This is a genomic window from Ideonella sp. (assembly GCF_044358605.1).
In the GTDB taxonomy this organism is placed as follows: domain Bacteria; phylum Pseudomonadota; class Gammaproteobacteria; order Burkholderiales; family Burkholderiaceae_C; genus Ideonella.
Genome location: NZ_JBIKNQ010000003.1, coordinates 41,237 through 64,028 on the forward strand (window position 1 = coordinate 41,237; position 22,792 = coordinate 64,028).

19 protein-coding genes are annotated in these 22,792 nt (G+C 64.3%); 13 read left to right on the plus strand and 6 right to left on the minus strand.

The annotated features are described in order from the left end of the window. The 7 genes from ACIQ3Q_RS01770 (at position 1) to ACIQ3Q_RS01800 (ending at position 7,241) form a co-directional block, all read left to right on the plus strand. Positions 1 to 336 carry an SMR family transporter gene (locus ACIQ3Q_RS01770; RefSeq protein ID WP_396267244.1) on the plus strand — a complete coding sequence of 112 codons (336 nt, stop codon included), beginning with the start codon at positions 1 to 3 and terminating at the stop codon, positions 334 to 336. Between the two features lie 76 nt (positions 337 to 412). Continuing rightward, the gene (locus ACIQ3Q_RS01775; protein WP_396267245.1) at positions 413 to 739 is read left to right on the plus strand and encodes a hypothetical protein; all 327 of its coding nucleotides are present in this window, start codon (positions 413 to 415) and stop codon (positions 737 to 739) included. 53 nt (positions 740 to 792) lie between these two features. Beyond that, positions 793 to 3,951: an SUMF1/EgtB/PvdO family nonheme iron enzyme gene (locus tag ACIQ3Q_RS01780; protein WP_396267246.1), complete on the plus strand. Its 3,159-nt coding sequence runs from the start codon at positions 793 to 795 to the stop codon at positions 3,949 to 3,951. Positions 3,952 to 4,119: 168 nt separating this feature from the next. After that, the gene (locus tag ACIQ3Q_RS01785; protein ID WP_396267247.1) at positions 4,120 to 4,773 is read left to right on the plus strand and encodes a DJ-1/PfpI family protein; all 654 of its coding nucleotides are present in this window, start codon (positions 4,120 to 4,122) and stop codon (positions 4,771 to 4,773) included. 17 nt (positions 4,774 to 4,790) lie between these two features. Then, complete coding sequence (locus tag ACIQ3Q_RS01790; protein WP_396267248.1) at positions 4,791 to 5,216, plus strand: hypothetical protein; 426 nt, start codon at positions 4,791 to 4,793, stop codon at positions 5,214 to 5,216. A gap of 121 nt (positions 5,217 to 5,337) precedes the next feature. Beyond that, positions 5,338 to 5,757 carry a VOC family protein gene (locus tag ACIQ3Q_RS01795; protein WP_396267249.1) on the plus strand — a complete coding sequence of 140 codons (420 nt, stop codon included), beginning with the start codon at positions 5,338 to 5,340 and terminating at the stop codon, positions 5,755 to 5,757. Between the two features lie 140 nt (positions 5,758 to 5,897). Next, positions 5,898 to 7,241, plus strand: a complete 1,344-nt coding sequence (locus tag ACIQ3Q_RS01800) for a trypsin-like serine peptidase (RefSeq protein WP_396267250.1) — start codon at positions 5,898 to 5,900, stop codon at positions 7,239 to 7,241. Positions 7,242 to 7,502: 261 nt separating this feature from the next. Here ACIQ3Q_RS01800 and ACIQ3Q_RS01805 read toward each other — a convergent pair whose 3' ends face one another. Beyond that, positions 7,503 to 8,207 (minus strand): PEP-CTERM sorting domain-containing protein, encoded by a 705-nt coding sequence (locus tag ACIQ3Q_RS01805; RefSeq protein WP_396267251.1) that lies wholly within the window; start codon positions 8,205 to 8,207, stop codon positions 7,503 to 7,505. A 261-nt stretch (positions 8,208 to 8,468) separates the two neighbouring features. Between ACIQ3Q_RS01805 and ACIQ3Q_RS01810 the strand changes: the two genes are divergently transcribed. Both ACIQ3Q_RS01810 and ACIQ3Q_RS01815 read left to right on the plus strand, forming a co-directional pair. Next, a complete protein-coding gene (locus ACIQ3Q_RS01810; RefSeq protein ID WP_396267252.1) occupies positions 8,469 to 11,516 on the plus strand; it encodes a histidine kinase in 3,048 nt (1,015 codons plus the stop codon). Beyond that, a complete protein-coding gene (locus ACIQ3Q_RS01815; RefSeq protein WP_396267253.1) occupies positions 11,491 to 12,156 on the plus strand; it encodes a response regulator in 666 nt (221 codons plus the stop codon). Before ACIQ3Q_RS01810 ends, ACIQ3Q_RS01815 begins: the two co-directional genes overlap by 26 nt. A gap of 1 nt (position 12,157) precedes the next feature. Here the strand turns inward: ACIQ3Q_RS01815 and ACIQ3Q_RS01820 are convergent, their stop codons facing one another. Together ACIQ3Q_RS01820 and speD are read right to left on the minus strand one after the other, a co-directional pair. Continuing rightward, positions 12,158 to 12,742, minus strand: coding sequence for a hemerythrin domain-containing protein (locus ACIQ3Q_RS01820; RefSeq protein WP_396267254.1), 585 nt, complete (start codon positions 12,740 to 12,742; stop codon positions 12,158 to 12,160). Positions 12,743 to 12,802: 60 nt separating this feature from the next. Continuing rightward, positions 12,803 to 13,201 (minus strand): adenosylmethionine decarboxylase, encoded by a 399-nt coding sequence (speD, locus tag ACIQ3Q_RS01825; protein WP_396267255.1) that lies wholly within the window; start codon positions 13,199 to 13,201, stop codon positions 12,803 to 12,805. A 109-nt stretch (positions 13,202 to 13,310) separates the two neighbouring features. Here speD and tkt point away from each other — a divergent pair, with 109 nt between their 5' ends. The 4 genes from tkt (at position 13,311) to ACIQ3Q_RS01845 (ending at position 20,629) form a co-directional block, all read left to right on the plus strand. Beyond that, positions 13,311 to 15,356, plus strand: coding sequence for a transketolase (tkt, locus tag ACIQ3Q_RS01830; protein ID WP_396267256.1), 2,046 nt, complete (start codon positions 13,311 to 13,313; stop codon positions 15,354 to 15,356). 75 nt (positions 15,357 to 15,431) lie between these two features. Further along, positions 15,432 to 16,433 (plus strand): type I glyceraldehyde-3-phosphate dehydrogenase, encoded by a 1,002-nt coding sequence (gap, locus tag ACIQ3Q_RS01835; RefSeq protein ID WP_396267257.1) that lies wholly within the window; start codon positions 15,432 to 15,434, stop codon positions 16,431 to 16,433. A 186-nt stretch (positions 16,434 to 16,619) separates the two neighbouring features. Then, complete coding sequence (locus tag ACIQ3Q_RS01840; RefSeq protein ID WP_396267258.1) at positions 16,620 to 18,626, plus strand: S8 family serine peptidase; 2,007 nt, start codon at positions 16,620 to 16,622, stop codon at positions 18,624 to 18,626. 131 nt (positions 18,627 to 18,757) lie between these two features. Next, entirely contained in the window at positions 18,758 to 20,629 is a 1,872-nt protein-coding gene (locus ACIQ3Q_RS01845) for a S8 family peptidase (protein WP_396267259.1), read from the plus strand. On the opposite strand, the gene ACIQ3Q_RS01850 is transcribed toward ACIQ3Q_RS01845, so the two are convergent. The 3 genes from ACIQ3Q_RS01850 to ACIQ3Q_RS01860 are packed head-to-tail and all read right to left on the minus strand — an operon-like array spanning position 20,573 to position 22,672. Then, positions 20,573 to 21,286: an SPOR domain-containing protein gene (locus ACIQ3Q_RS01850; RefSeq protein ID WP_396267260.1), complete on the minus strand. Its 714-nt coding sequence runs from the start codon at positions 21,284 to 21,286 to the stop codon at positions 20,573 to 20,575. The two genes, ACIQ3Q_RS01845 and ACIQ3Q_RS01850, sit on opposite strands and share 57 nt — an antisense overlap. Before the next feature lie 13 nt (positions 21,287 to 21,299). Next, positions 21,300 to 22,127 carry a biotin--[acetyl-CoA-carboxylase] ligase gene (locus tag ACIQ3Q_RS01855; protein ID WP_396267263.1) on the minus strand — a complete coding sequence of 276 codons (828 nt, stop codon included), beginning with the start codon at positions 22,125 to 22,127 and terminating at the stop codon, positions 21,300 to 21,302. Next, on the minus strand, positions 22,127 to 22,672 hold the full coding sequence (locus ACIQ3Q_RS01860; RefSeq protein ID WP_396267264.1) for an SET domain-containing protein: 546 nt from the start codon (positions 22,670 to 22,672) through the stop codon (positions 22,127 to 22,129). Before ACIQ3Q_RS01860 ends, ACIQ3Q_RS01855 begins: the two co-directional genes overlap by 1 nt. Positions 22,673 to 22,792 lie beyond the last annotated feature (120 nt).

The following is a 22,792-nucleotide window of genomic DNA, read 5'->3' on the forward strand; positions in this document are numbered from 1 at the left end:
ATGAATGCCGCCTATACCTACTTGGCCGTCGCCATCGTCACTGAAGTCATCGCCACCAGCTTTCTCAAAGCCTCGGTCGGCTTCACCCGCCCTGTGCCCAGCCTCATCACCGTGGTGGGCTATGCCGCCAGCTTCTATTGCTTGGCGCAAGCCCTGCACACCATCCCCACCGGCGTGGCCTATGCCATCTGGTCGGGCGTGGGCATCGTGCTCATTTCCATCGTTGGCTGGCTGGCCTTTGGCCAAAAGCTGGACATGCCCGCACTGCTCGGCATGGGCTTGATCGCGGCGGGCGTGATGGTGATCAACTTGTTCTCTAAGTCCGCGCCGCATTGAAGGGCCTCATCAGAGCAGGGGATGACGGCATCCTTAGCGGCTTCCAGCATCCAGGCTCTAAATCAAGGGGACTGCGATGCAAGCGATGGAGTGGATGCCTTTGCTGGGCTTAGGTGCGCTGATGGGAGCCTGCGGCCAATTGACCCGGGTGGTGGCGGGCTTTGCCAAAGCCCGGCGAGAGCATAAGAACGAACCCATCTATGCCCAACAACTGGTGGTGGGGCTGTTGATCGGTGCGGTGTCTGGGGTGTTGGCCATGCTGACGATTGCCGCAGGGCCCACCACCAAGTTCGACACCACGGCCCTGCTGGGCTTGGCGGCGGCGGGGTATGCAGGGGTCGACTTCTTGGAGGGTATGTCGGGCAAGCTGGGCGGGACCGCGCCGCCCGCCGACCGCCAGTGAGGAAGACTTGACTTGTGTGATGATCCGCAGCAAACGACAAAGCTGAGGATCTGATGGCCGAGCCGACTGCGCCCAAGGGCACCCCGCCACCGCGTCACTTTGGCCATGGGCCGCTGGCCCAGCGCTTGGCCCACGAGGTGTTCGACAGCCTACTGCCCGCTGGAGAGCGGCGCAGCGAGCTGCACCCCAAAACCACAGGCCGCTTAGGCCCCGCCTTAGTGGTGGGCGTGTTTGGCGAATGGGGCGCGGGCAAAAGCTATTTGCTCAGCGAGGTGGGCGACGAGATCAAGCAACTGCGCGAGCAGCGCACCAAGGCGCTGGCGCAGCAACACCCGCCAGACACCGAAGCGGGCGAGCCACCCACCGAGATCACCGTCTTGGTCGAGTTCAATGCGTGGCGGTTTGAGCGCGAGCCGCACTTGCTGATCCCCATGCTCAAAGTGGCCGAGCAGGCCATGCGCGACGAGGTCGAGCGGGCCGTGCCCCAGGGCACCAAGCGCCGAGAGTGGCTGGTCGACCATGTGGCGCTGTTGGGCGCCCTCATCGAAGGCATCTATGCCAACGGCGGCCGCCAAGCCTTGCAGATGTGGCTGGATGCCCAAGGCGCCGCCCTCAAGTTGCCTGAGCCCGCCAAAGACGACAAGCCGCCTAAGCCCTCGATCCTGGAGCGCCTGGGCCTGAAGAAGAAGGCTTTAGCGGCACCGCGCAAAGTCAGCACGCCCATCCCGGCGCTGGAAAGCCTGTACTTCAACTTCTTCGAGTACCTGCGCGGCATCACCGGCCGCAACCCCAGCTTCTTGAAGAACGTGCAGCAACGCTTGACGCAAGGCGGCCTGGGCCCCGGCATAGAGGCGCTGCACCGCTTGGAGCAGGCGGGCCGCTGGCTCACCACCGGCCAGATGCGCGAGCCCGCTCGCTTGCATGTCAACCTCGTCTTCTTGGTGGACGATCTCGACCGCTGCCTGCCCGAAAAAGCCATCGAGGTGCTCGAAGCGGTCAAACTCTTCCTCGACGTGGAAGGCTGCGCCTTTGTGATGGCGCTGGACGAAGAAGTAGTGGAGCGCGGCATTGCCCACCGCTACCAGGCCTACACCAGCGCCGCCCAGGGGCAGACGCCCATCACGGGGGCGGAGTATTTGGAAAAGCTGATCCATTTGCCCATCAGGTTGCCCAGGCCCGGTGGCGAGGACGCGCAGTTTTATCTGGCTGCGCATTGGCCTGAGCTGTATGCCCAAGCCGCCAGCGCTGCCCCTGCCGAAGACCCACGGTCGCAACCCAATGAGCTGGCCGAGTTGGTGGCCACGCTCACCCCGCCGGTGCCACGCAAGCTCCAGCGCATCACCAGCCTGATGCAGCTCAACCAAAGCCTAGCAGGGCAGTTGGAGGCTCATGGCGGAGTGGCCATGCCTGCGCTGGAGCAGCGCCGTTGGCTGGCCTTGATGTGTGCCTTGCAGCTCTTTGCCCCGGCGCTGTTTCGCTACCTGCGGGTGCAAGGCGCGTGGCTGCTGCAAGAGCTGGTGCAGTGGCGGCAGACCCTGCGGCTGGGCGACTTGAAGAAGTTGAGCGAGGACCTGCGGCAAGAAACCCAGGCTGTCAAACAGCCCTATGAGCTGCGCAATGCCTATGCCCGAGAGCGCCTACCCGAGCTGTTGCAGGGCTCGCTCAGCAGCCGCTCCGGCTTCAGTCTGTTGACCTGGCTAGAGCAGGTGCAAGACCAATCCAGCCGTGCCGAGGCCGACCCCAAAACACTGCAAAGACTGCTGGCCCTGGCGGTGGCGGAGCCGCAGCGTGTGGTACTGCCGAGCGCACCTCCCGCCTCGGTGGCCCCCGTGCCAGCCTCGCCGGTAGAGGCCGAACAGGAGCAGGACGAAGAAGAGCCTCTCAGCGATACCTCCCCCCCTGCGGGCCAGGCCGGCACCGAGCCTGCGTCGCCGTCTTTCTCCATGGCTCCAGTGTCGTCACCGTCCTCTTTCGCCGAACGGGCTCGACTGGACAATGAATTTGCCTTGTGGGAGCCCTTGGCTGCAGGCGACGCTGCCGCGTTTGCCAATGCGGTCTCTCGCGAGGGCGCTGCGTTGGCGGGTCGTTACCTGCCAGAGCGCTTGGTGCAGCGTTTGGTGGCAGAAGTTCGAAGTCAGCCCGGTCATTGGCTTAGGGTAGAGGGCGGGCGTACTCATCCGCTGGTCGATGTGCTGAATCCTCTGTTGACTCAAGACGACGTGTTACGGCTGGGCTTACCTGGCTTGTTTGGCCGCCCAAGCTGGTCTCGCCGAACTTGGAAGGACGGCCCCTGGTGGACAGAGTTGAACTGGCCGAGTGACACAGGTGGGGCAGTGAGGTTGCAAAGTCTTCCACCACCCCCAGTAGGCACCCTCCTAGGACGACGAGCATGGTGGGCGGCGCAGGAGCGCGGTGACTTGCCCGGTGGTACTTGGGCTCTAGGTGCTGACGGTGAGTTTGGCCTCTACCTTGACTTGACCATCCGGGGCATCACCCAACGCATGCGCTGGATGGAGCCCGGCACCTTTCTGATGGGCTCACAGGAGGGTAAGTTTGATGAATCCAAAGGGGAACTCCCCCAACACCCTCAACACCCCGTAACCCTCAGCCAAGGTTTTTGGCTCGCCGATACGCCCTGCACCCAGGCGCTGTGGCAAGCGCTGATGGGAGAGAACCCCAGCGCGTTCAAGTCCGCTGAGGATGCCGATAAACACCCCGTCGGGAATGTCTCCTTCGACGATGTTCAGGCCTTTAGTGTCAAGCTTGGCGAGGCGCTGCCCACAGGCTGGCTGGCGGGTCTGCCGACCGAAGCCCAGTGGGAATACGCCTGCCGCGCGGGCACCACCACCGCCTACTGGTGGGGTGATGAGCCCGACGACACCCAAGCCAATTGGAATCAACAGCAGAAGGGCACCACGCCCGTCACTAAGTACGCGGCCAATCCTTGGGGTCTGTACGACATGCATGGCAATGTGTGGGAGTGGTGTGCAGACGCCCCCAGGAAGTACTCGGGTCGAGCAGAGCGTGACCCGGTGAGCGATAGGGAAGGTACTCCCCGCGTGGTTCGCGGAGGATCGCGAGGCGAGGATCCCAAGTACGCACGGGCGACATTCCGCCGCACTAGGCACCAAGGCACCCGCAGTGTCATCCAGGGCTTCCGCTTTGCCCTTAGGTCTTCCAGCCCAGGGGCGGAGCCCACCGGGACGGCGTAGCCTGGGGTTTAAGGTTGTTTTCTTCGGCTGTTCAGGCCTGCCGGAGGCAGGCGGGGTCGGCGCAGGCCCCGACCCCGGTGTTTTCTCTAGGCCCCGCGCGCAGCGCGGGCGCGTTGTGGCGGCGGCATACTTCAAGCCCTCTGCTGCTTAGCCTTTTGCGCACCGCCCATGAACATCGGCATCTTGCTCTTTCCCGACGTTGAAGAACTGGACTTCGTCGGCCCCTGGGAGATGGCCACGATGTGGAAGGCGGTGGCCAAGCCGGGTGAGCGGGTGCCCAGCCGTTGCTTGTTGATCGCACAGAGCAGCGCCCCTATCGTTTGCGCCAAGGGCATGCAAGTGCTGCCGCACACTGACTTTGACCATTGCCCCGCTTTGGACTTGCTGGTGTTGCCTGGCGGGCAGGGCACGCGCAAAGAGGTCAATAACCCAAGCTTGGTCGATTTCGTCGCGCGGCAGGCTGCACAAGCCCAGGCCGTGGTGTCGGTGTGCACAGGCACCTTCGTGCTGCACGCGGCGGGCTGTTTGGTTGGCAAACGCGCCACCACGCATTGGGGTTCCCTGGAGCGCTTGCGGGCGCTGGGCGATGTCTCAGTGGTTGAAGAGCGCTGGGTGCGAGATGGCGCGGTGTGGACCTCAGCGGGTGTCTCTGCAGGCATAGACGTGATGTTGGCCGTGATCGCCGATCTAGCGGGCGAAGAGGTCGCGGGCCGCGTGCAGTTTGCCGCCGAGTACTACCCTGAGGCGCGGCGTTACGGACAGTTTGAACAACACTCTGGCATGCCTGCCTATGCGCGCGCCGGCGCGTCAACAAACATCTGACCTTGAAGGAAGACCGCATGCCCCCATTCGTTCGCCACCTGCTCGCCCTGGTCGCTGGCCTGATGGCCGGCAGCGCCGTCAACATGAGCTTGATCTTGCTGGGCGGTCAGCTCATTGCGCCGCCGCCGGGCACGCAGACCCAGACCATGGAAGGGCTGGCGGCGGCGCTACCCTTGTTTGGGCCGCAGCACTTTGTCTTCCCCTTCTTGGCCCATGCGCTGGGCACGCTGGTGGGCGCGGGCGTGGCGGCCTGGGTGGCGGCGGGCAAGGCTTGGCCGGCGTGGGGCGTAGGGGGCTTTTTCTTGGCGGGTGGCTTGGCCAATGTGTGGATGCTGGGCGGGCCATGGTGGTTCACCGTCCTGGACCTGGGGCTGGCCTACTTGCCCATGGCTTGGTGCGGCCAGGCAGGGGTGGCACGGCTGCGCAACAAGGCCCCCGCCTGAGGGGCTGACCCACGCTGTCAGGGGTCATCGCCAGCCTTAGGGCGCAGGGCTGTGCGCAGCGTCAGAATCCTCCTTGTCTTCCGTCCCCCTTCCCTTCACTCTTTTCCATCACTCCTCTGCCATGAAATACCTGCACACCATGGTCCGCGTGAGCGACCTTGACGCCTCTTTGCGCTTTTACCGCGATGCCCTGGGCCTGGAGGTGCTGCGCCGCACCGAGCATGAGGCCGGCCGCTTCACGCTGGTGTACTTGGCCGCGCCCGGTCAGCCCGAAGCTCAAGTAGAGCTGACCCACAACTGGGACCCGGAGCAATACACGGGAGGCCGCAACTTTGGCCACATTGCCTTTGCGGTGGACGATATCTACGCCACTTGCCAGCGCCTGATGGACCACGGCGTGCAGGTGGTGCGCCCGCCGCGCGACGGCCGCATGGCCTTTGTGCGCTCGCCTGACCACATCTCCATCGAGCTGCTGCAAGCCGGGCCTGCGCTGGCGCCTGCCGAGCCCTGGGTGAGCATGCCCAATGTCGGGAGCTGGTGAGATCTGCTCTTGATTTGATGCGGCTGGCGTGACCCTCAAGCTAGGGGCCACAACGCCAACTTCAGGGTTTGCGGGATAGGCCTTACAGCGCACTTGGCGTGCAATGGCGGCCTCTTTTCTGACAACCTCTTGGAGTGCCTATGCGATCTCTTCCTCGTTTGTTGGCCACAGCGGCTGCGGCCTTGGTGATGACCGGTGCAGTTTGGGCGGCCCCGGCTGCGCTGCCCCATGAAATGCGGGCCTACACCTTTGCCAGCCCCGAGCAAGTGGCTCAGGGCCGTGGCGATGTGATCGCCAGCCACACGGTCGAGGCCGCAGGTGCGCCCTGGGTGCGCTTGCAGTTCAAAGACGTACGCTTGCTGCCCGGCTCCAAGCTGCGTATCACCTCGCTGCAAGATGGCGCGGTGCAAGAGCTGGATGCACGTGGCCTGCACCAGTGGCGCAACACCTCGGCTTACTTCAATGGCGAGGCTGTGCGGGTGGAACTGCTGGCGGGCAAGGGCACCAAGGGCAATCGCTTTGCGGTGTCGCATGTGATGGTGGGCCAGGTGCCTGTGCAGACCGAGAGCCAGTGCGGCTCAACGGACGACCGCGTGCCCTCCACCGCGCCGGATCGCGCTCGTTTGGTGAACGTGGGCTGTACCGTCAACCTGATGAGCAACGGCTGCTTCGTGACCGCCGGTCACTGCCTGTCCAGCGCTGGCTCGGTGAATGTGGTGGAGTTCAATGTGCCGCCGTCCAACAGCAATGGCAGCATCGTTCACCCCGCGCCTAAAGACCAATATGTTCCCACCACCAACCGGCAGTTCAAGAACAGCGGTGTGGGCAAGGACTGGGGTGTCTTCACCACCAGCCCGAATGCGACCACCGGCCTGACCGCCCTGCAGGCGCAAGGCTCTAGCTTGAACTTCGCCACCGCCGTGCCGGCTGTCGGTGCGAACGTGGTGATCACTGGCTATGGCGTGGACAGCGGCGCGGCCAACCAGACCCAGCAGGTGTCCAACGGCCCCATCGTGAATGTCAACACGACCGCCAATTCTCTGCAGTACAAGTCGGATACCGAGGGTGGCAACAGTGGCTCGGTGGTGCTGAGTGGCGGCAATGTGGTGGCCATCCACACCCATGGCGGTTGCACCACCTCCAACACGGGCGGCAACCAGGGCACGCTCTACACCAACCCGGACCTGCAAGCGGCCTTCACCCAAGTCTGCGGCGCCACACCAACGCCGCCCACCTGCAGCAGCATCCGCTCGGTCAAGGCCAGTTGCAGCGCCAAGGGCAAGATCACGGTGAGTGTGCGCCTGACGGACACCAGCCACGATGGGCAGTCGGTGGTGGTGGCCATCGACGGCGCCAGCCAAGACGCCCCCATCAACGGTGATGTGGCCCGCGCCAGCCTGACGCGTCAGGCTTCAGGCAGCCACACCTATGAGCTGATCGACCCCGAAGGCTGCGTGGCGCCTAAGACGGTGGTTTGCCCGTGAGTTGAGCTTGGCGAAGCAAATGGCTGTTGCGGACAGTCCATTTGCTTCGATCAAGCTGAAGAATGCGTTATTGCGTTCGCTGGTCATAGCAAGGCGATCACGACCCCTCCAGTCGCACCGAGTACCAGGCCACGCACCAAGCCGCAGCCCTGGTCGAACAAAGTGCCGCCGCCGCCGAGAGCTTGCGGGGCCAAGCGTTGGAGCTGCAGCGCGCGGTGGCCTCATTCCGGCTGACCGGCGCGCTGCACTCGGCCTGAGGGGTCAGCGCTGGAGGGTGCGGATGCTGATGTTGTCGAACAAGACATCCCAATAGGTCCAGCCGTAAGCGACGCCCGGCTTGTAGGTGGTGAACACCACCGTATCTGCGTTGGCAAGTACGTTTGCAAACGTGCGGCCTTCTGGCAGCAAGGGGCGCCCGCGACTGTCCTCTGCACCATAGCCTCCCCAACCTGGGGGCAAGTTCGTCAGCAAAGGGTTGTCTATCGTCGCAGCCATGCGGCTCCACTCTGGTGTGCGCTGGTCCAGCACGCCCATGCGCTTCCAAACCGATACGTAGGGGACGCCCGGTGGCGGGGCCTTGTAGTCACGAAACTCGACATACAGCTCTCGTGGCAATGGCAACCGAGCCGGCCAAGAGGACACTTCCATAGCTTTGGCGTCAAGGCTGATGCGAACGGGTCGACCTTGCTTCAGCGCCAGCAGCCACTCGGGCTTGCGGTTCTCAATCTCGATGCCCCAAGCAAAAGTCTCGTCGGTGTTCTGGAGGAGATGTAGCGCTGGCGCGGTGTTTCCCAAGCTCGGGTCCACCCAAAAGTATTGGTCCTGGCCGCGCCCATCCAGCCAACCATCATCTCGGCCGTCTGAGAAAGTGGATTTGAGCCGAACTTCGGCATTCGGAACTTGCGCCTGTACGGGCGCTTGAGCGGTCAAGGCCAAACATGCGGCCAAGAGAAGCGTGCGTGACATATTGGGTCTCCAAGGGTCTCGGTCGAGCCGAAGGTGGTGGAGGCCAGATGCTAGGAAGCGGCGGAATTGGCCGCATCACCCGAAAGTGCACTTAACCTGAGGGCAACACTGAGGTTTTCTGGGGGGTGCTGCTGCCCCCCAGGTCTTGCGAGGGGTGTCGACAGCGCAGCGTTGCCATCCACTTTCGGGTGATGCCGCATTGGTCAGAACGTGTCATGCTGTGCCGATGAGGTTGTTGTTTTTCAGGCGGGTGGGCAGGTGATGCGGTACTTGTATGGCCTGCTGTGGCTGGCTTTGGCGGGGTGGGAGGCCGCGATGGCCCAACCCAGTGGGCCAGCCATGACATCTCACCGCATGTGGACCGCTGTGGAAGGGGCTCCCGGCGAGATCAGTGGCCTGGCACAAACCCCAGACGGTCAGCTTTGGATCAGCTCATCCTCGGGACTTTATGTTTACGACGGCATTCAGTTCAAGAGATGGGCTTCTTCGACAGCAGCCCCTGGGCTGATTGGTAACGCCTCGGCACTTTGGGCCGATCCTGATGGCGGCATTTGGGTTGGTCATCGATTTGGTCGAGTGGTTCACATCCGAGATCAGCAGGTGCTGGTCTATGAGGAGCCGCATGGTTTGCCCGCCATGGCCACGGTGGTGGCGTTTGGCCGCGATCAGTCGGGCCGCATGTGGGTGAGCACCTATGCAGGCCTTTTCTGGTTGGATGGCGATCGATGGCGGCCACCGCCGCCCGCTTGGAACCTACCTCAAGAGCCCGCGTCTGGCTTGGCATTAGGGCGTGACGGAGCCTTTTGGATCATCACCGAGACAGCGCTTTGGCGTCGAGCGATAGATGAAGTCGCCTTCAAGCCGATGGCTAAGCGCTCTGGGCTCGGCTACTTTGCCCAGACACCCGACGGACAGCTGTGGCTGAACAATGGTGCAAGTGGGGTGTGGCCCGCTCCGCAGGGGCCAAGCGTCACGGCAAAGCCACCACCACCGGCCCCCTTGGACCCGGCCGAGATGGCATTCGACGCATCGGGCGGTCTCTGGCTGGCTATCAACGATGGCGTGGCCCACATACCAAAGCGACTCTTGACGGAATTGAAGGCGTTGGATTTGCCTGCCCTGCTCCGTCATCCGCAAGTGTCGGTGCGCCCCTTGAGAGGGCGCTACGTTGGCGCGATGCTGCTGGACCAAGAGGGCAGTGTGTGGGTGGGCAGCAACCGTGGGCTGGATCGGTTTCGAGAGCCCGATTTCAAGGCTTGGCCCATAGCCGAAGGCTGGAAGTGGCCCTCCTTGGCACAGGATCCCCAAGGGGGTGTTTGGGTAGGAGATGCAAGCGGGCAGTTGCGTCACAGCACGCGGCCGCAGGCACCACCGGTGAATCATGGCGGCCACATCACCGCCCTCTCCTCGAAGTGCACCGACAGCGTGTGGTCAGGGTCGCAATCCCACTTGGTCGCTTGGAACGGTTCGGGGCTCAGCGAGACGCGCGTCAGGTCGCCCTGGCCCAGCGATGCTGTGGTGCAGGCCTTGATGTGTCTGGAAGATGGCAGCGTGTTGGCCTCTGTTCGCTTGTCAGGGCTGTGGTCGCTTCGCCAGGGCCAGTGGTCCTCTTTGTCCGATAAGCGCACGGCGGCCGGCCTGCCCTGGTATCCCATGGTGATGGCCCAGGCAGAGAACAATACGGCATGGCTGGGCGATGGGCAGGGGGCGCTCTGGCGTTTAGAAGATCAGCGGCTCACCAGGGTTCTTGGGCCGGACCAATTGAATGTCGGCGCGGTGCTGAGTTTGTGGCGGCAAGGCGACCGACTCTGGGTCGGAGGAGAGCGCGGGGTCGCGGCTTTTGAGGGCGGTCGAGTTCGCCCGCTGTCCGTACAGGGGGGTGACCTGTCGGGTGTTTCTGGCGTGGTGACGGACGATGACGGTGCCCTATGGATTCATGCGGCGACGGGTGTGGTGCGCATCACCACCTTGCAGCAACGCGCCTTTGACAATCCGCTGGGTCGGCCGCTACAGGTGCGCTGGTTCGGGTCAGAAGACGGGCTTTCTGGGCAGCCCATTCAACTCAGGCCGCTGCCAACGCTCGTCCGGGCCAAGGACGGTCACCTTTGGTTGAGCAGTTCCGACGCCGTCCACGTCATAGCCCCAAGACAGCTTGCGCCTCTGCGGCGGGACATCAAGGTGTGGGTGACGTCAGTGGCCTGGGGGGAGTCGCGTGTGGTGCCGCAGGAGGGCCATGTGGTGCTGCCGATCGGGCACCGAGACATCCGCATCAGCCTGAGGCCCGAAACCTTGAGAGAGGCCGCGTCGTTGCGCTATGAAATGAGCCGCAATGAAGATGACGGGCGTTGGCGCGACTTGGGCTCGGCCCGTGAACACAACCTGGGGCCATTGGGGCCAGGGCTTCATGAGTTGAAGCTTCGTTTGGTCAATGGGGAAGGCGTTCCTTCTTCGGACGTGTCCAGCCTCAGCGTGGAGGTGCCTGCGCATTGGCATGAACTGGGTTGGGTGCGCGGGCTCTCGATAGGGACGGTGGTCGCTCTGCTGTTAGGGCTGCAGCGGGTCTGGTTGCATCGTCGACGCGATCAGGAGTTGCTGCGGCTGCGTGCAGGTATGCAAGAGCGAGAACGCATCGCCCGTGACTTGCATGACACCTTGTTGCAGAGCCTGCAAGGGCTCATTCTGGTGTTTCATAGCGCCGTGCAACGCTTGGCACCAGACGACCCCCAGCGGCCGCGTTTGCAGCAAACCGTTGAGCGTGCCGAGACCTTGCTAGAGGAAGGGCGTGACCGCGTCTTGGGCTTACGCCAGGAGCCCAGCCTGGGCTTGATGCTGGCCGATCTCACGGCTTTAGGGCACTCCCTTTCCACGCAAATGGGAGGTGAGTTTCGAGTCAGCTCTAAGGGCGATCTGGACGCCGTGACGGTGTCTCAGGGCAGCCTAGACCATCTGCGGATGATGACACGCGAGGCCATGATGAATGCGTTTCGCCATGCTTGCGCTGAAGAGATTCGACTGGATGTCGTCATTCGCTCAGACGAGTTGTGTGTGACCCTCTCAGACAACGGCATCAGCATTGCTTTCGCCCAAATCGACGCCCCAGAAATAGGGCGGCGCCTTGGGCTTCGAAGCATCCGCGAGCGCGCTAGGCTGTGTGGCGCCCAGTTGCAAATTGACAGTTTTCCGGGGCAGGGCACCCGCATCACGATGAGCCTGCCGGTGTTTACCAAGACGCATGATCAGTCACGGTCAAGGCCCTGGTGGTCTCGCATTCAGGAGGTGTGGCATGACATTCGAAGCGCTCGGCAGTGAGTGCGCCAGCGTCCTCTTGGTGGACGACCACCCCATCATTGCCGAAGGCATTCAAAGCCTGCTGCAACTCGAACCAGATTTGCGTTTGGTGGGATATGCCAGCACCGGCCCACAAGCCCTCGCGTTGGCGCAATCTTTAGCGCCTGATCTGGCCTTGGTAGACATCCAACTTGGGCAGGACAGCGACATGAACGGCTTGGAAGTCTTGCGGCATCTGCGGCTGCAGCATCCAACCATGCTGGTGTTGATGCTGACGACCTTTCAAAGCCCTGGCTTGGTGCACGAGGCCATGCGCGTTGGGGCAGCGGGCTACCTGCTCAAAAGCATGTTGCGGCATCAACTCCACGAGGCATTGCGCGTGGTGCGCGCAGGGCAAACTTTCTTTCCACCCGGCATTTCAGATCAGCTCTGCAGTGTCTTGAGCCGGGAGGCTTTGACCCCCCGAGAGATCAAGGTCTTGAGCATGGTCGCCAAGGGGGGCTCCAACCGCGAAATTGGCCATGTACTGGGCATTGCCGAAGACACGGTCAAAGCCCATATGCGCCACATCATGAACAAACTGGACGCTCAGGACCGTACGCATGCTGTCACGATGGCCTTGAGCCGCGGCTGGATCAGCTTGCATGACGTGGCGCCATGACTCAGGTCGAAGCACCTAAACCTATGGGTGCCGGCGCCTTGTGCAAGATCTTCTGCACCACAGGCTGGTAAATCTCCAGAGACCCATGCCCAGCCAGTGGGTCGCGGTTCTCGGCAAAGGCCTGGTCCAACTCGGCCCAGTCTTCGGGGCTCAGGTGGGCCTTGGCGGCGGGCAAGATGGTTTGCTCTTCCAGGCCCATGTGCGAGAGGTAAAACTCCACATAGCGGCCGACAGCATTCTCAAAGGCCTCGCGGCGCGATTCGCCCATCACCTCATAGGCAATCATCAGGTGTTCCAGGTGGCGAATGGCCCGCTCGCCATTGGTGTGCTCTTGGTCCAGCCGCTTCAGGGTCTCGCTCAAGCCGGGGACCTTGGCGCGCAGCTTGGGAAAGAGCAAGGTGGTCTCTTTGGTGTGGTGCAGCCGCTCGGGGAACTCATCAATGTAGAAGAGCATGGCGCGCAGCACCTCGAAATCGGGCGGCGTGCCGTTGCGCCGTGATTGCTGCAGCAGCATGCTCAGCGAGCGCAGCATGGCCGCCAAGGCGGCGTGTTCTTCTTGAATGATGGTCAGGGTCAGCGGGCGCATAAATGTCTCCAACGAGAGGCGGAGACTGCCCGCCCTAGAGACAATCGGGCTTGATGCGCGTCAAACGGTTTGCAAAAGGGTGGCGCCGCGCTGCAGGCGGTGGCATTCCGCCTCACTGGCGCCAAAGGCTTGCTGCAAGCGCGCCATCAAGGCTTCAGCGCGTGCGCTGTTGTCTTGGCCGAGGTTGCAGACGTACACATCCAGGGTCACGGCCGCCAGTTCGGGCCAGGTGTGAATGGCCAGGTGGGATTCGGCCAACAGCACCACGCCGGTCACGCCCGTGTTGTTGTCAGGCTGGCCGGGGGCGGGGTTGAAGCGGTGAAACAGCTCCCCCACGGCTTGTAAATCAGCCTCGGCCACTGCCGCCACGCACAGAGCGCGCAGAGCGGCAGGGTCGGTCATGGCGGGCAGCCCGAGAGGGCAACCACGCAGGTCAGCGGTGAGGTGCAGGCCTTGCATAGGGGGCGGATCATATCGGTGCGGGTCATCCCTGACGCTCCTCGCCTAAAATCCCGTCTTTCTTCTCCTCTTCCCCTTCCCTCCCATCAGCCCGCCTGAGAGACGCAGCATGTCCACTTCTGCCCAGAACCAACCCCCCTTGATGGCCAACGCCATTCGCGCCCTGGCCATGGACGGGGTGCAACAAGCCAACTCTGGCCACCCCGGCGCGCCCATGGGCATGGCCGAAATGGCCCAGGCGCTGTGGACGCGCCACCTGCGTCACAACCCCCAGCAACCGCAGTGGGCCGACCGCGACCGCTTTGTGCTGTCCAACGGCCACGGCTCCATGCTGATCTATGCGCTGCTGAACCTGACGGGTTATGCCCTGTCGCTGGACGAGCTGAAGAACTTCCGCCAACTGCACAGCCTGACCCCCGGCCACCCCGAAGTGGACGTGACCCCGGGCGTGGAGACCACGACCGGCCCGCTGGGCCAGGGCATCACCAATGCCGTGGGCATGGCCTTGGCTGAGAAGCTCATGGCGGCGGAGTTCAACCGCGACGGCTTTCACCTCGTCGACCACCACACCTATGTGTTTATGGGCGACGGCTGCCTGATGGAAGGCATCAGCCACGAAGCCTGCGCCTTGGCCGGTGCCTGGAAGCTGAACAAGCTGGTGGCCCTGTACGACGACAACGGCATCTCCATCGACGGCCAAGTCGCCCCTTGGTTCATCGACAACACGCCCCAGCGTTTTGAAGCCTATGGCTGGAACGTGATCGGCCCGGTCGACGGCCACAATGCCGACGCGGTGGACGCGGCCATCGCCCAAGCCAAGCTCAGCACCGAAAAGCCCACGCTGATCGTCTGCAAGACCAGCATCGGCAAGGGCTCGCCCAACCGTGCGGGCACAGCCAAGGCCCACGGCGAGCCGCTGGGCGCTGAAGAGATCAAGCTGACCCGCGAAGCCCTGGGCTGGTCGGCCGAGCCCTTTGTGATCCCCGAAGACATCCGCGCTGCCTGGGACTGCACCGCCCAAGGCGCGGCCGACCAAGCCGAGTGGGATGCCCGCTTTGCCGCCTACACCACTGCGTTCCCCGAGCTGGCCGCTGAGTTCACCCGCCGTATGGCCGGTGAGTTGCCTGCCAACTTTGCCGAAGTGGCCGTCGAAGCTGTGGGCAGCGCCCACGACAAGGCCGAGACCGTAGCCAGCCGCAAGGCCAGCCAGATTGCCCTGGAAGTCTTCACCGACGCCCTGCCCGAGCTGCTGGGCGGCTCGGCCGACCTGACCGGCTCCAACCTCACCAACACCAAGTCCACGCCCAACCTGCGCTTTGACTTGGCCGGTGATGTGGTCAAGAACGAAGCGGGCGTGGGCGGCCGCCACATCAACTACGGCGTGCGCGAATTCGGCATGGCCGCCATCATGAACGGCGTGGCCCTGCACGGCGGTTTCATCCCCTACGGCGGCACCTTCCTGACCTTCTCCGACTACAGCCGCAACGCCATCCGCATGGCCGCGCTGATGAAGCGCCGCGTCATCCATGTCTTCACCCACGACTCCATCGGCCTGGGCGAAGACGGCCCCACCCACCAGTCGGTGGAGCATGCGGCCAGCCTGCGCCTGATCCCTGGCTTGGATGTCTGGCGCCCCGCCGACACCACCGAGACGGCCGTCGCCTGGACCATGGCCCTGGCCAACAAGCATCGCCCCACCGCCTTGCTGCTGTCGCGCCAGAACCTGCCTTACGCGCCCAAGGAAGACGCCGACGTCATCACCAAGGGCGGCTATGTGCTGTCTGAGCCGGTCAACGTGGGCCTGAAGAAGAAGGCGCAAGCCGTCATCATCGCCACCGGCTCTGAAGTGCAACTGGCCCTGCAAGCCCAAGCCGAGTTGGCCAAGGCCAAGATCGCCGTGCGCGTGGTCTCCATGCCCAGCACCACGGTGTTTGACCGCCAAGACCTGGCCTACAAGCTGGAAGTGCTGCCCAAGGCGCTGCCCCGCATCGCCATCGAAGCCGGTGTGACCGACGGCTGGTGGAAGTACGGCTGCGCCGCCGTCATCGGCCTGGACCGCTACGGCGAATCCGCCCCCGCCGGTGTGCTGTTCAAGCTGTTCGGCTTCACCGTCGACAACCTGGCGCTCACCGTGCGCAAGGTCTTGGGCAAGTGATGTTTCAAGGGCAGGCCGAGTGGTCTGCCCTTTTGGTTTTCAGTGTTTACGTTCAATTCAACGAGGAGCTTTGACATGACCATCAAGATTGGTATCAACGGTTTTGGCCGCATCGGCCGCATGGTGTTTCGCGCTGCGGTGCAGAACTTCGCCAATGACATCGAAGTCGTCGGCATCAACGACCTGCTGGAGCCGGATTACCTGGCTTACATGCTCAAGTACGACAGCGTGCATGGCCGCTTCAAGGGTGAAGTCTCGGTCGACGGCAGCAACCTGATCGTCAACGGCAAGAAGATCCGCTTGACCGCCGTGAAGAACCCGGCCGAACTGGCCTGGGGCGACGTGGGCGCGGACATCGTGATCGAGTCCACCGGCCTGTTCCTGACCAAGGAAACCGCCGAAGCCCACCTGAAGGCGGGCGCCAAGAAGGTCATTCTGTCGGCGCCTTCCAAGGACGACACCCCGATGTTCGTCTATGGCGTGAACCATGCCAGCTACGCCGGTCAGGCCATCATCTCCAACGCTTCGTGCACCACCAACTGCTTGGCCCCGGTGGCCAAGGTGTTGAACGACACCTGGGGCATCAAGCGCGGCCTGATGACCACCGTGCACGCGGCCACCGCCACGCAAAAGACCGTGGACGGCCCGAGCAACAAGGACTGGCGCGGCGGCCGTGGCATCCTGGAAAACATCATCCCCAGCAGCACTGGCGCAGCCAAGGCCGTGGGCGTGGTGATCCCTGAGCTGAACAAGAAGCTGACCGGCATGGCCTTCCGCGTGCCCACCTCCGACGTGTCGGTGGTGGACCTGACGGTCGAGCTGGAGAAGGATGCGTCCTACGCAGAGATCTGCGCGGCCATGAAGGCGGCCTCTGAAGGCGCCATGAAGGGCGTGCTGGGTTACACCGAAGACAAGGTGGTGGCCACCGACTTCCGTGGCGAGAGCTGCACCTCGGTGTTCGACGCCGAAGCCGGTATCGCGCTGGACAAAACCTTTGTGAAGGTCGTGTCCTGGTACGACAACGAGTGGGGTTACTCGAACAAGTGCCTGGAGATGGCACGCGTCATCGCCAAGTGATCGCTGACCACCCTCGAAACTGAGGGTGAGAGCCAGAAAGGGGCGCCCGGTGCGAACGGGGCGCCCTTTTTCTTGCTTTCGATGAGTTTGCGCTGGGCAGAATCTTGCAATGCGTCACGAAGCCTCGTGACGTGGTCTTTAGGCTCAGCCTAGACTTCATCTTTTAGATTTTCGAGCGAGACCGGGATGCACGCACCTGCGACAACGCACGCCAAACGGGCACAACGTCGATTTTTGGCTGTTCTGGGGGCGCTGTCCGTCCTCAGCTTGGGCTTGCTGTCCAGCCCTTTGCACGCTGGCGAGCCTGGCCCCTTGCCGGCGCCCAAACGAGTGGCTGAGGCCGAAGGTCGCGTCATCGTCAAATACCGCGCTGGTGCCGCCCTGAGAGCCTCGGCTTACTCCGCCAAGGTCGGCCCACAACAGGCGCGGGCCCTGGGCCTGCGCTTAGGGCTCAGCCTGCAAGACGGCCGCGCCTTGAGTGAACGGTCCCAGGTCCTGATGGCTCAAGGCTTGAGCAGCACCGCCCTGGTGCAGGCCTTGGCGAAACACCCGGACGTGGAATGGGTGGTGGAAGACCGCCGCCGCTTTGTGCGCGCTGTGCCCAATGACCAGTTTTTCCCCAATGGCCTGACCACCACCACGCCCGTGGTGGGTCAGTGGTACTTGCGCGCTCCTGACAGCACGTTTGTGTCGGCCATCAATGCACAGGCCGCTTGGGACCGCACCAAGGGCGGTGGCAATTTGGTCGTGGCGGTGCTGGACACGGGCATACGCCCGAATCACCCAGACTTGCAGGGCAAGATCCTGCCGGGCTATGACTTCGTGGGGTTCAGCGCACCAGCGGCGGGGTACAGCACCGCCGACGCGCTGGCCTTCGCCAATGACGGCGATTTGGCAGACGCCGACCCGGCGGACCCAGGTGACTGGATCACGGCGGCCGAGGCCGCCACCACCCGGTTTGACGGCTGTGAGGCCTCGGACAGCTCCTGGCACGGCACCCAAGTGGCGGGTCTGATTGGCGCGTCTACCAACAATGGCATCGGGATGGCTGGTGCCGGTTGGGATGCCAAGATTCTGCCGGTGCGGGTGCTGGGCAAGTGCGGCGGCTATGACTCCGAAATCATCGCGGGCATGAAGTGGGCTGCTGGCTTGGCCGTGCCCGGCACACCCAGCAACAGCTATCCGGCCAAGGTGGTCAACCTCAGCCTGGGCAGCACAGGCGCTTGCGGCGCAGCCTATACCGAGGCGATTGCACAGCTCACAGCGGCGAAGGCGACCGTGGTGGTGGCCGCGGGCAATGAGGGCTTGGCCGTCGGCGCTCCAGCCAACTGCGCGGGCGTGGTGAGCGTGGCGGGCGTGCGCCATGCAGGCACCAAAGTGGGTTACTCCAACTTGGGCCCCGAGGTGACCTTGGGCGCCCCGGCGGGCAATTGCGGCCAAGATACAGGCCCCTGCTTGTATTCCTTGATCACCACCACCGACACCGGTGCCACCTCGCCGTCTGTACCGAGTTACTCCAATGGCAGCAACTATTCGGTGGGCACCAGTTTTGCCGCGCCTTTGGTGTCGGCCACCGTGTCGCTGATGCAGGCCATCAAGCCTGATGCCACCCCCGCCCAGATCATCGCCGCACTGCGGTCCAGCGCACGTGCTTTCCCCAGCAGTGGCGCAGGGGCAGGCGTGTCGGCCTGCCAAGCGCCCAGCGGCGTGGCCCAAGAGAGCGAGTGCTATTGCACCTCCACCACTTGCGGTGCAGGCATGTTGAATGCCGCTGCTGCTGTAGCCGCCATGTCGGGTGCCGCCCCCACCTCTTCGTTCAGTTACTCACCAGCCAGCCTCACCGTCGGGGTGAATGTGGCTTTGAACGGCCAGTCCAGCACAGCCGCAGCTGGGCGCACGCTCACGGCGTACCAGTGGGCCATCACCGCAGGGGGCACCCTGGCCAACTTCAGTGGCGCCACCAATGCGGTGACGGCCACGCTCAGTCCGGTCGCGTCTGGCGCGGTGACGGTGCAACTGACGGTGACGGACGATTTGGGCACCACCCATGTCAGCAGCCAAACCTTGAACATTGCCGCAGCGCCCGGACCTCAGCCTGTGCTGGAGTCGAGTGGCGGTGGGTCCACCAGCCCGCTGTGGCTCTTGCTGTTGGCGTGTTGCGCCGCCCTGCTCGGCCGCCGCCGCAGCGCGTGACGGTCTTGCGTTGAGCACAGCATCAGGGGCACCTAGGCCTTTGGTTTGGAGGCCACTGGTCGATAAGTCGTGAAGACTCTTCTTCACGGCATCCGCAGCGTCGGGTGCTGGCCTTTGCTGGACCCGAACGCATGACTGTGTTGTCCGCCGCCCTGCGCGGCCTTTTGACGGCCGGCTTGACCGCCAGCGTGATGGCGGCTGAGCGCCCCGCCGCGCCTGCTGTGGTTCACGGCCTGATCATTCGCCTGCATGAGGCCCCCACTCAGCAGGTGGCGCCACTGCGCGTAACCGCACGGGCAGCAGAGATGGCTAAGCGTCAGCGCCTGAGCCAGCGTTGGCAGGCTGTGGTGCAAGGCACAGGCTTGCAGGGCCTGGGCGACTGGCGCCTGGAGCCTGTCGGCGCGGCGTCGCAGCTCTTGGTGCCCCCTAACCCGCTCACCCAAGCCCAGGCCGCCCACTGGAAGGCCCAGTTGGCAGCCCGCCCCGAGGTGGCCTGGGTCGAGGAAGAGGTGCGTGAGCCCTTGCAGCAAGCCGTGGTGCCGAATGACCCGTGGTTTCTGGGCGCCAATGGCCAGTGGTGGCTGCAGGCCGTCTCTGGCAGCAACAGCGTTCCGATGGCCGACCGCCGCCGGGGCGTGCCGGGGGTGCAAACGGCCTGGTCCCTCTCCACAGGCCGCAGCCAAGACGTGGTGGCGGTGTTGGACACCGGCATCACCACCCACCCGGATTTGGCCGCGCAGCGCCTGCTGCCCGGCTACGACTTTGTCTCAGACTGGGATGCTCGCTTGGGCCGAGGCTTTGCCAACGATGGCGATGGCCGCGACGCCGACCCCAGCGACCCGGGTGATTGGGTCAGCGCCGACGACCAGGCCCAAGACCCGGCGCGCTACGCCAGTTGCGCCCTCAGCGCCAGCACCTGGCACGGTACGGGTGTAGTGGGCGTGGTGGCTGCGGCCACCCAGAACGGCCAAGGGGTGGCAGCACTCACCTGGCAAGGAAAAGTCTTGCCGGTGCGGGTGGCAGGCAAGTGCGGAGCTTCGGTGCGCGACATCATCGACGGTATGCGCTGGGCCGCTGGCCTGCCCGTCTGCCAGCGCTGGCAGCAAGCCCAAGACCCTGGCTCCGGCTGCGCGGCCTGGGCGCCAGCAAACCCTAGCCCGGCCCGGGTGGTGAACATCAGCTTTGGCGGCCCGTCGGCCTGCCATGCCGAGTACCAGGCGGCGGTGAACGAGCTGTGGCAACGCGGCGTGGTGGTGGTGGCAGCGGCCGGCAACCAGCATGGCGAGCCGGCCCGACCAGCCAACTGCGACAAGGTCATGGGAGTAACCGCCCTCAACCGCGATGGCTTCAAGGCCAGCTATGCAAATTTCGGGGCATCGGTACGCTTAGCCACAGTGGGGGGGGACGACTCCGCAGGCACCTGGGGTCGGCTCTTGGCCGATGGCGGCCTCTTGACCTTACACAACGAGGGCGCGCAAGCCCCCGCAGCCGGCAGCTATGGCCGCTTGGTGGGCACCAGCTTTGCGGCGCCCATGGTCAGCGGCACGCTGGCTTTGATGTTGGCGGTGAACCCTGAGCTCACCGCCCAAGAGCTGATAGAGGGCGTGCAGCTCAGTGCCCGGCCGCATGTGGGCTCGCGGCTCATGAAAGCCTGTAGCGCCGCCAACCCGGGCCGGTGCTTGTGCAGCAGCCAAACCTGCGGCGCCGGCATATTGGACACCGAGCAGGCGCTGCGCTACGCCCGCGCCAAGGCCAACGGCTTGGCCTACCAAGCGCCGCAATGGTCTTGGGTAGAGTTGGACACGCCGGAGCTGCAGCAGGCCGTGGCCTTGGGTCCAGACCGCGAGCCCAGCGCTGGCACTGCGCCACCACCCGGTGGGGCCACGCCCATCAGTGGGGGCGGTGGGGCCTTGGCATGGCCCGCGCTGGCGGCGGGGCTGCTGGCCCTACTCTTCGCAAGCGCGCCAACGCAGCGCTGCGTCAGCTGCCGCCGTCGCACGTAGCTTGCTCAAGGCGGTGGGGCTGAGTTGATCGGCCCGCAACCGCACCTCCACCCGACCTTCGGCCAAGCTCACCACACGGGCCGTGCGCACGCCCCGATCTTTGAGCTGGCCAAGGCGCTCTTGGGCGGCTTGTGAGCTGCTGAACTCTCCCAGGATCAGCCCAGGCGCCAGTTCGCCTGTGGCCTCGGTGGTTTTGAGCTGCAAGCGCTGTAACTCGCTGAGCTTGCGCTGAAGTTGCTCGCGGGTTTCAAAGCGCCCCATGGCAATCGCCCAACGGCCCGGGATGTCGCGCCGGATTTCTGCCCAGCCCCCAGGCGCCACGCCGGCTTGTTGCAAGGCTTTGGTCGCAGGGGGAATCTGAGCCGGGCTGAGTGGGCCGGCCTCTAAACAAGCTTGACCATCGAATGGGGCGTTCTCAGGCGTGGCGCTAGCAGCCACGGCGCTGGCCGGGGCCGATGCCGCTGCTGCGCTGGAAGCAGTCTCTGCCGGGGGCAGGGGCACGAGCCGGATGGTGTCAGGACGAATCTGGCGCAGCAGCCGTTCAGGCTCTCGGTCTTGGGGTTGGGGCAGGCCCAAAGCCTGCGCGATAGACGGCTGCTTCCAGGCCCAAAACACCAGGTTGGCAATCAGCAAGGCAATGACCAGGCCACGCAGCATGCTTGGGCGCCCTTCAGTAAGCCACTTGCGCGGGGCGCACGCTGACTTCGCCGCTGACGATGCGGTGTGTTCCGGCATCGCCGCGCAAGACCAGCGCACCATCCACGTCCACCCCCTCGGCCAGGCCCAGCGGGCAGGCCGGGTCGGTGGTGGTGAGGGTGCGACCGCGCAGAATATCGCGCTGCGCAAAGGCCTCAGCCGCCTCGGCAAAACCATGCTGCTCAAAGCGCAGCAGGCGTTGCACCAACACGGGCAGGAGCTTGCTCAAGGCCCAGGGCGCGGTAGCACCGGGGTGAAACTCGCTCAGCGAGGCCACGCTCTGCCCCAAGGGCTGGATGTTCAAACCCACACCGATCACGGCCACGCGGCTGGTGCCCACGCTGATGGCCTCGATCAGGATGCCGCCCAGCTTGCGGTGGCTGCCGTCACTGACCCAGAGGTCATTGGGCCACTTCAGGCCCAGGTGTTGTGCCTCCGGGTCCAAGGCTTCGGCCACACTCAAGCCCACCACCAGCGACAGCCCAGACCAATCGGCCCGCTGCAGCGGCAGGCAGAGAGAAAAGGTCAGCGAAGCGCCAGCGGCAGACTGCCAAGCGCGCCCCAGGCGGCCACGGCCTTCGGTTTGCTGCTCAGCCACCAGCAAGCAAGGGTTCAGATCATCGGCTCGCACATGGCGGTTGCGGCCACTGCTGGCCACCACGCGCAGGCGCTCGACCAACTCGGCATTGGTGGACGCGATGCTCTCCACCACCTCTATGCTCAACCCAGGCAGGAGTGGGGACAGGGTGTCCCAGAGGGCCAATGTGCCCCATTTGGCCAAGGAAGGAGAGGTAGCACGCATCATCCGCCTTTGGCTTTTCTGGGGGCCCGCTTGGGCGCCAGCATGGTGCGGCGGCAGTCGGGCGAGCCGCAGCGGCATTCATAGCGCTTTTTCAGGGCCGGGGTGTAGCGCTCGTCGATGACCAAGCCGTAGTCGTAAAACAGCTCTTCGCCCGGGCCAATGGGCCGCAGGGCGTGGATGAAGACGCGGCCGTCCTCGGTTTCTTCCGCCTTGCAGTTGGGCTCGCAGGCATGGTTGATCCAGCGCGAGGCATTGCCACCGTACAGGGCGTCAATGACCTGCCCGCCTTCGATCTGGAAGTAGAAGGTGTGGTCGGGCTGCAGGGGGTCGTGGGGGTGACGGTCCAGGGCCTCTTGCCAGGAGATGCGCTGGCCTGTGTATTCAATCAGCCGCTCGCCGGGCTCCAGCGTAGTGGCGGCAAACACACCCTTGCCATGCACGCCACTGCGGCGCACCTGGATGCGTCGGCCGCCCTTGGCCCGCACGGGCGGGTTGGAGTGGGCGGCGGGGGCCTTGGGCGTCTTGGCTTGCGTGGACGATTTCATTAGGTACATTGAAAGCATGGGCGCGCGCGTGTGCGTGTGCGTGTGCGTGTGCACCCCTGCGAGCGCGTGCGCGTAAGCGCGCGAGAGTCGCGATTGTAGGCATGGCGTTTTGTTTGTGCC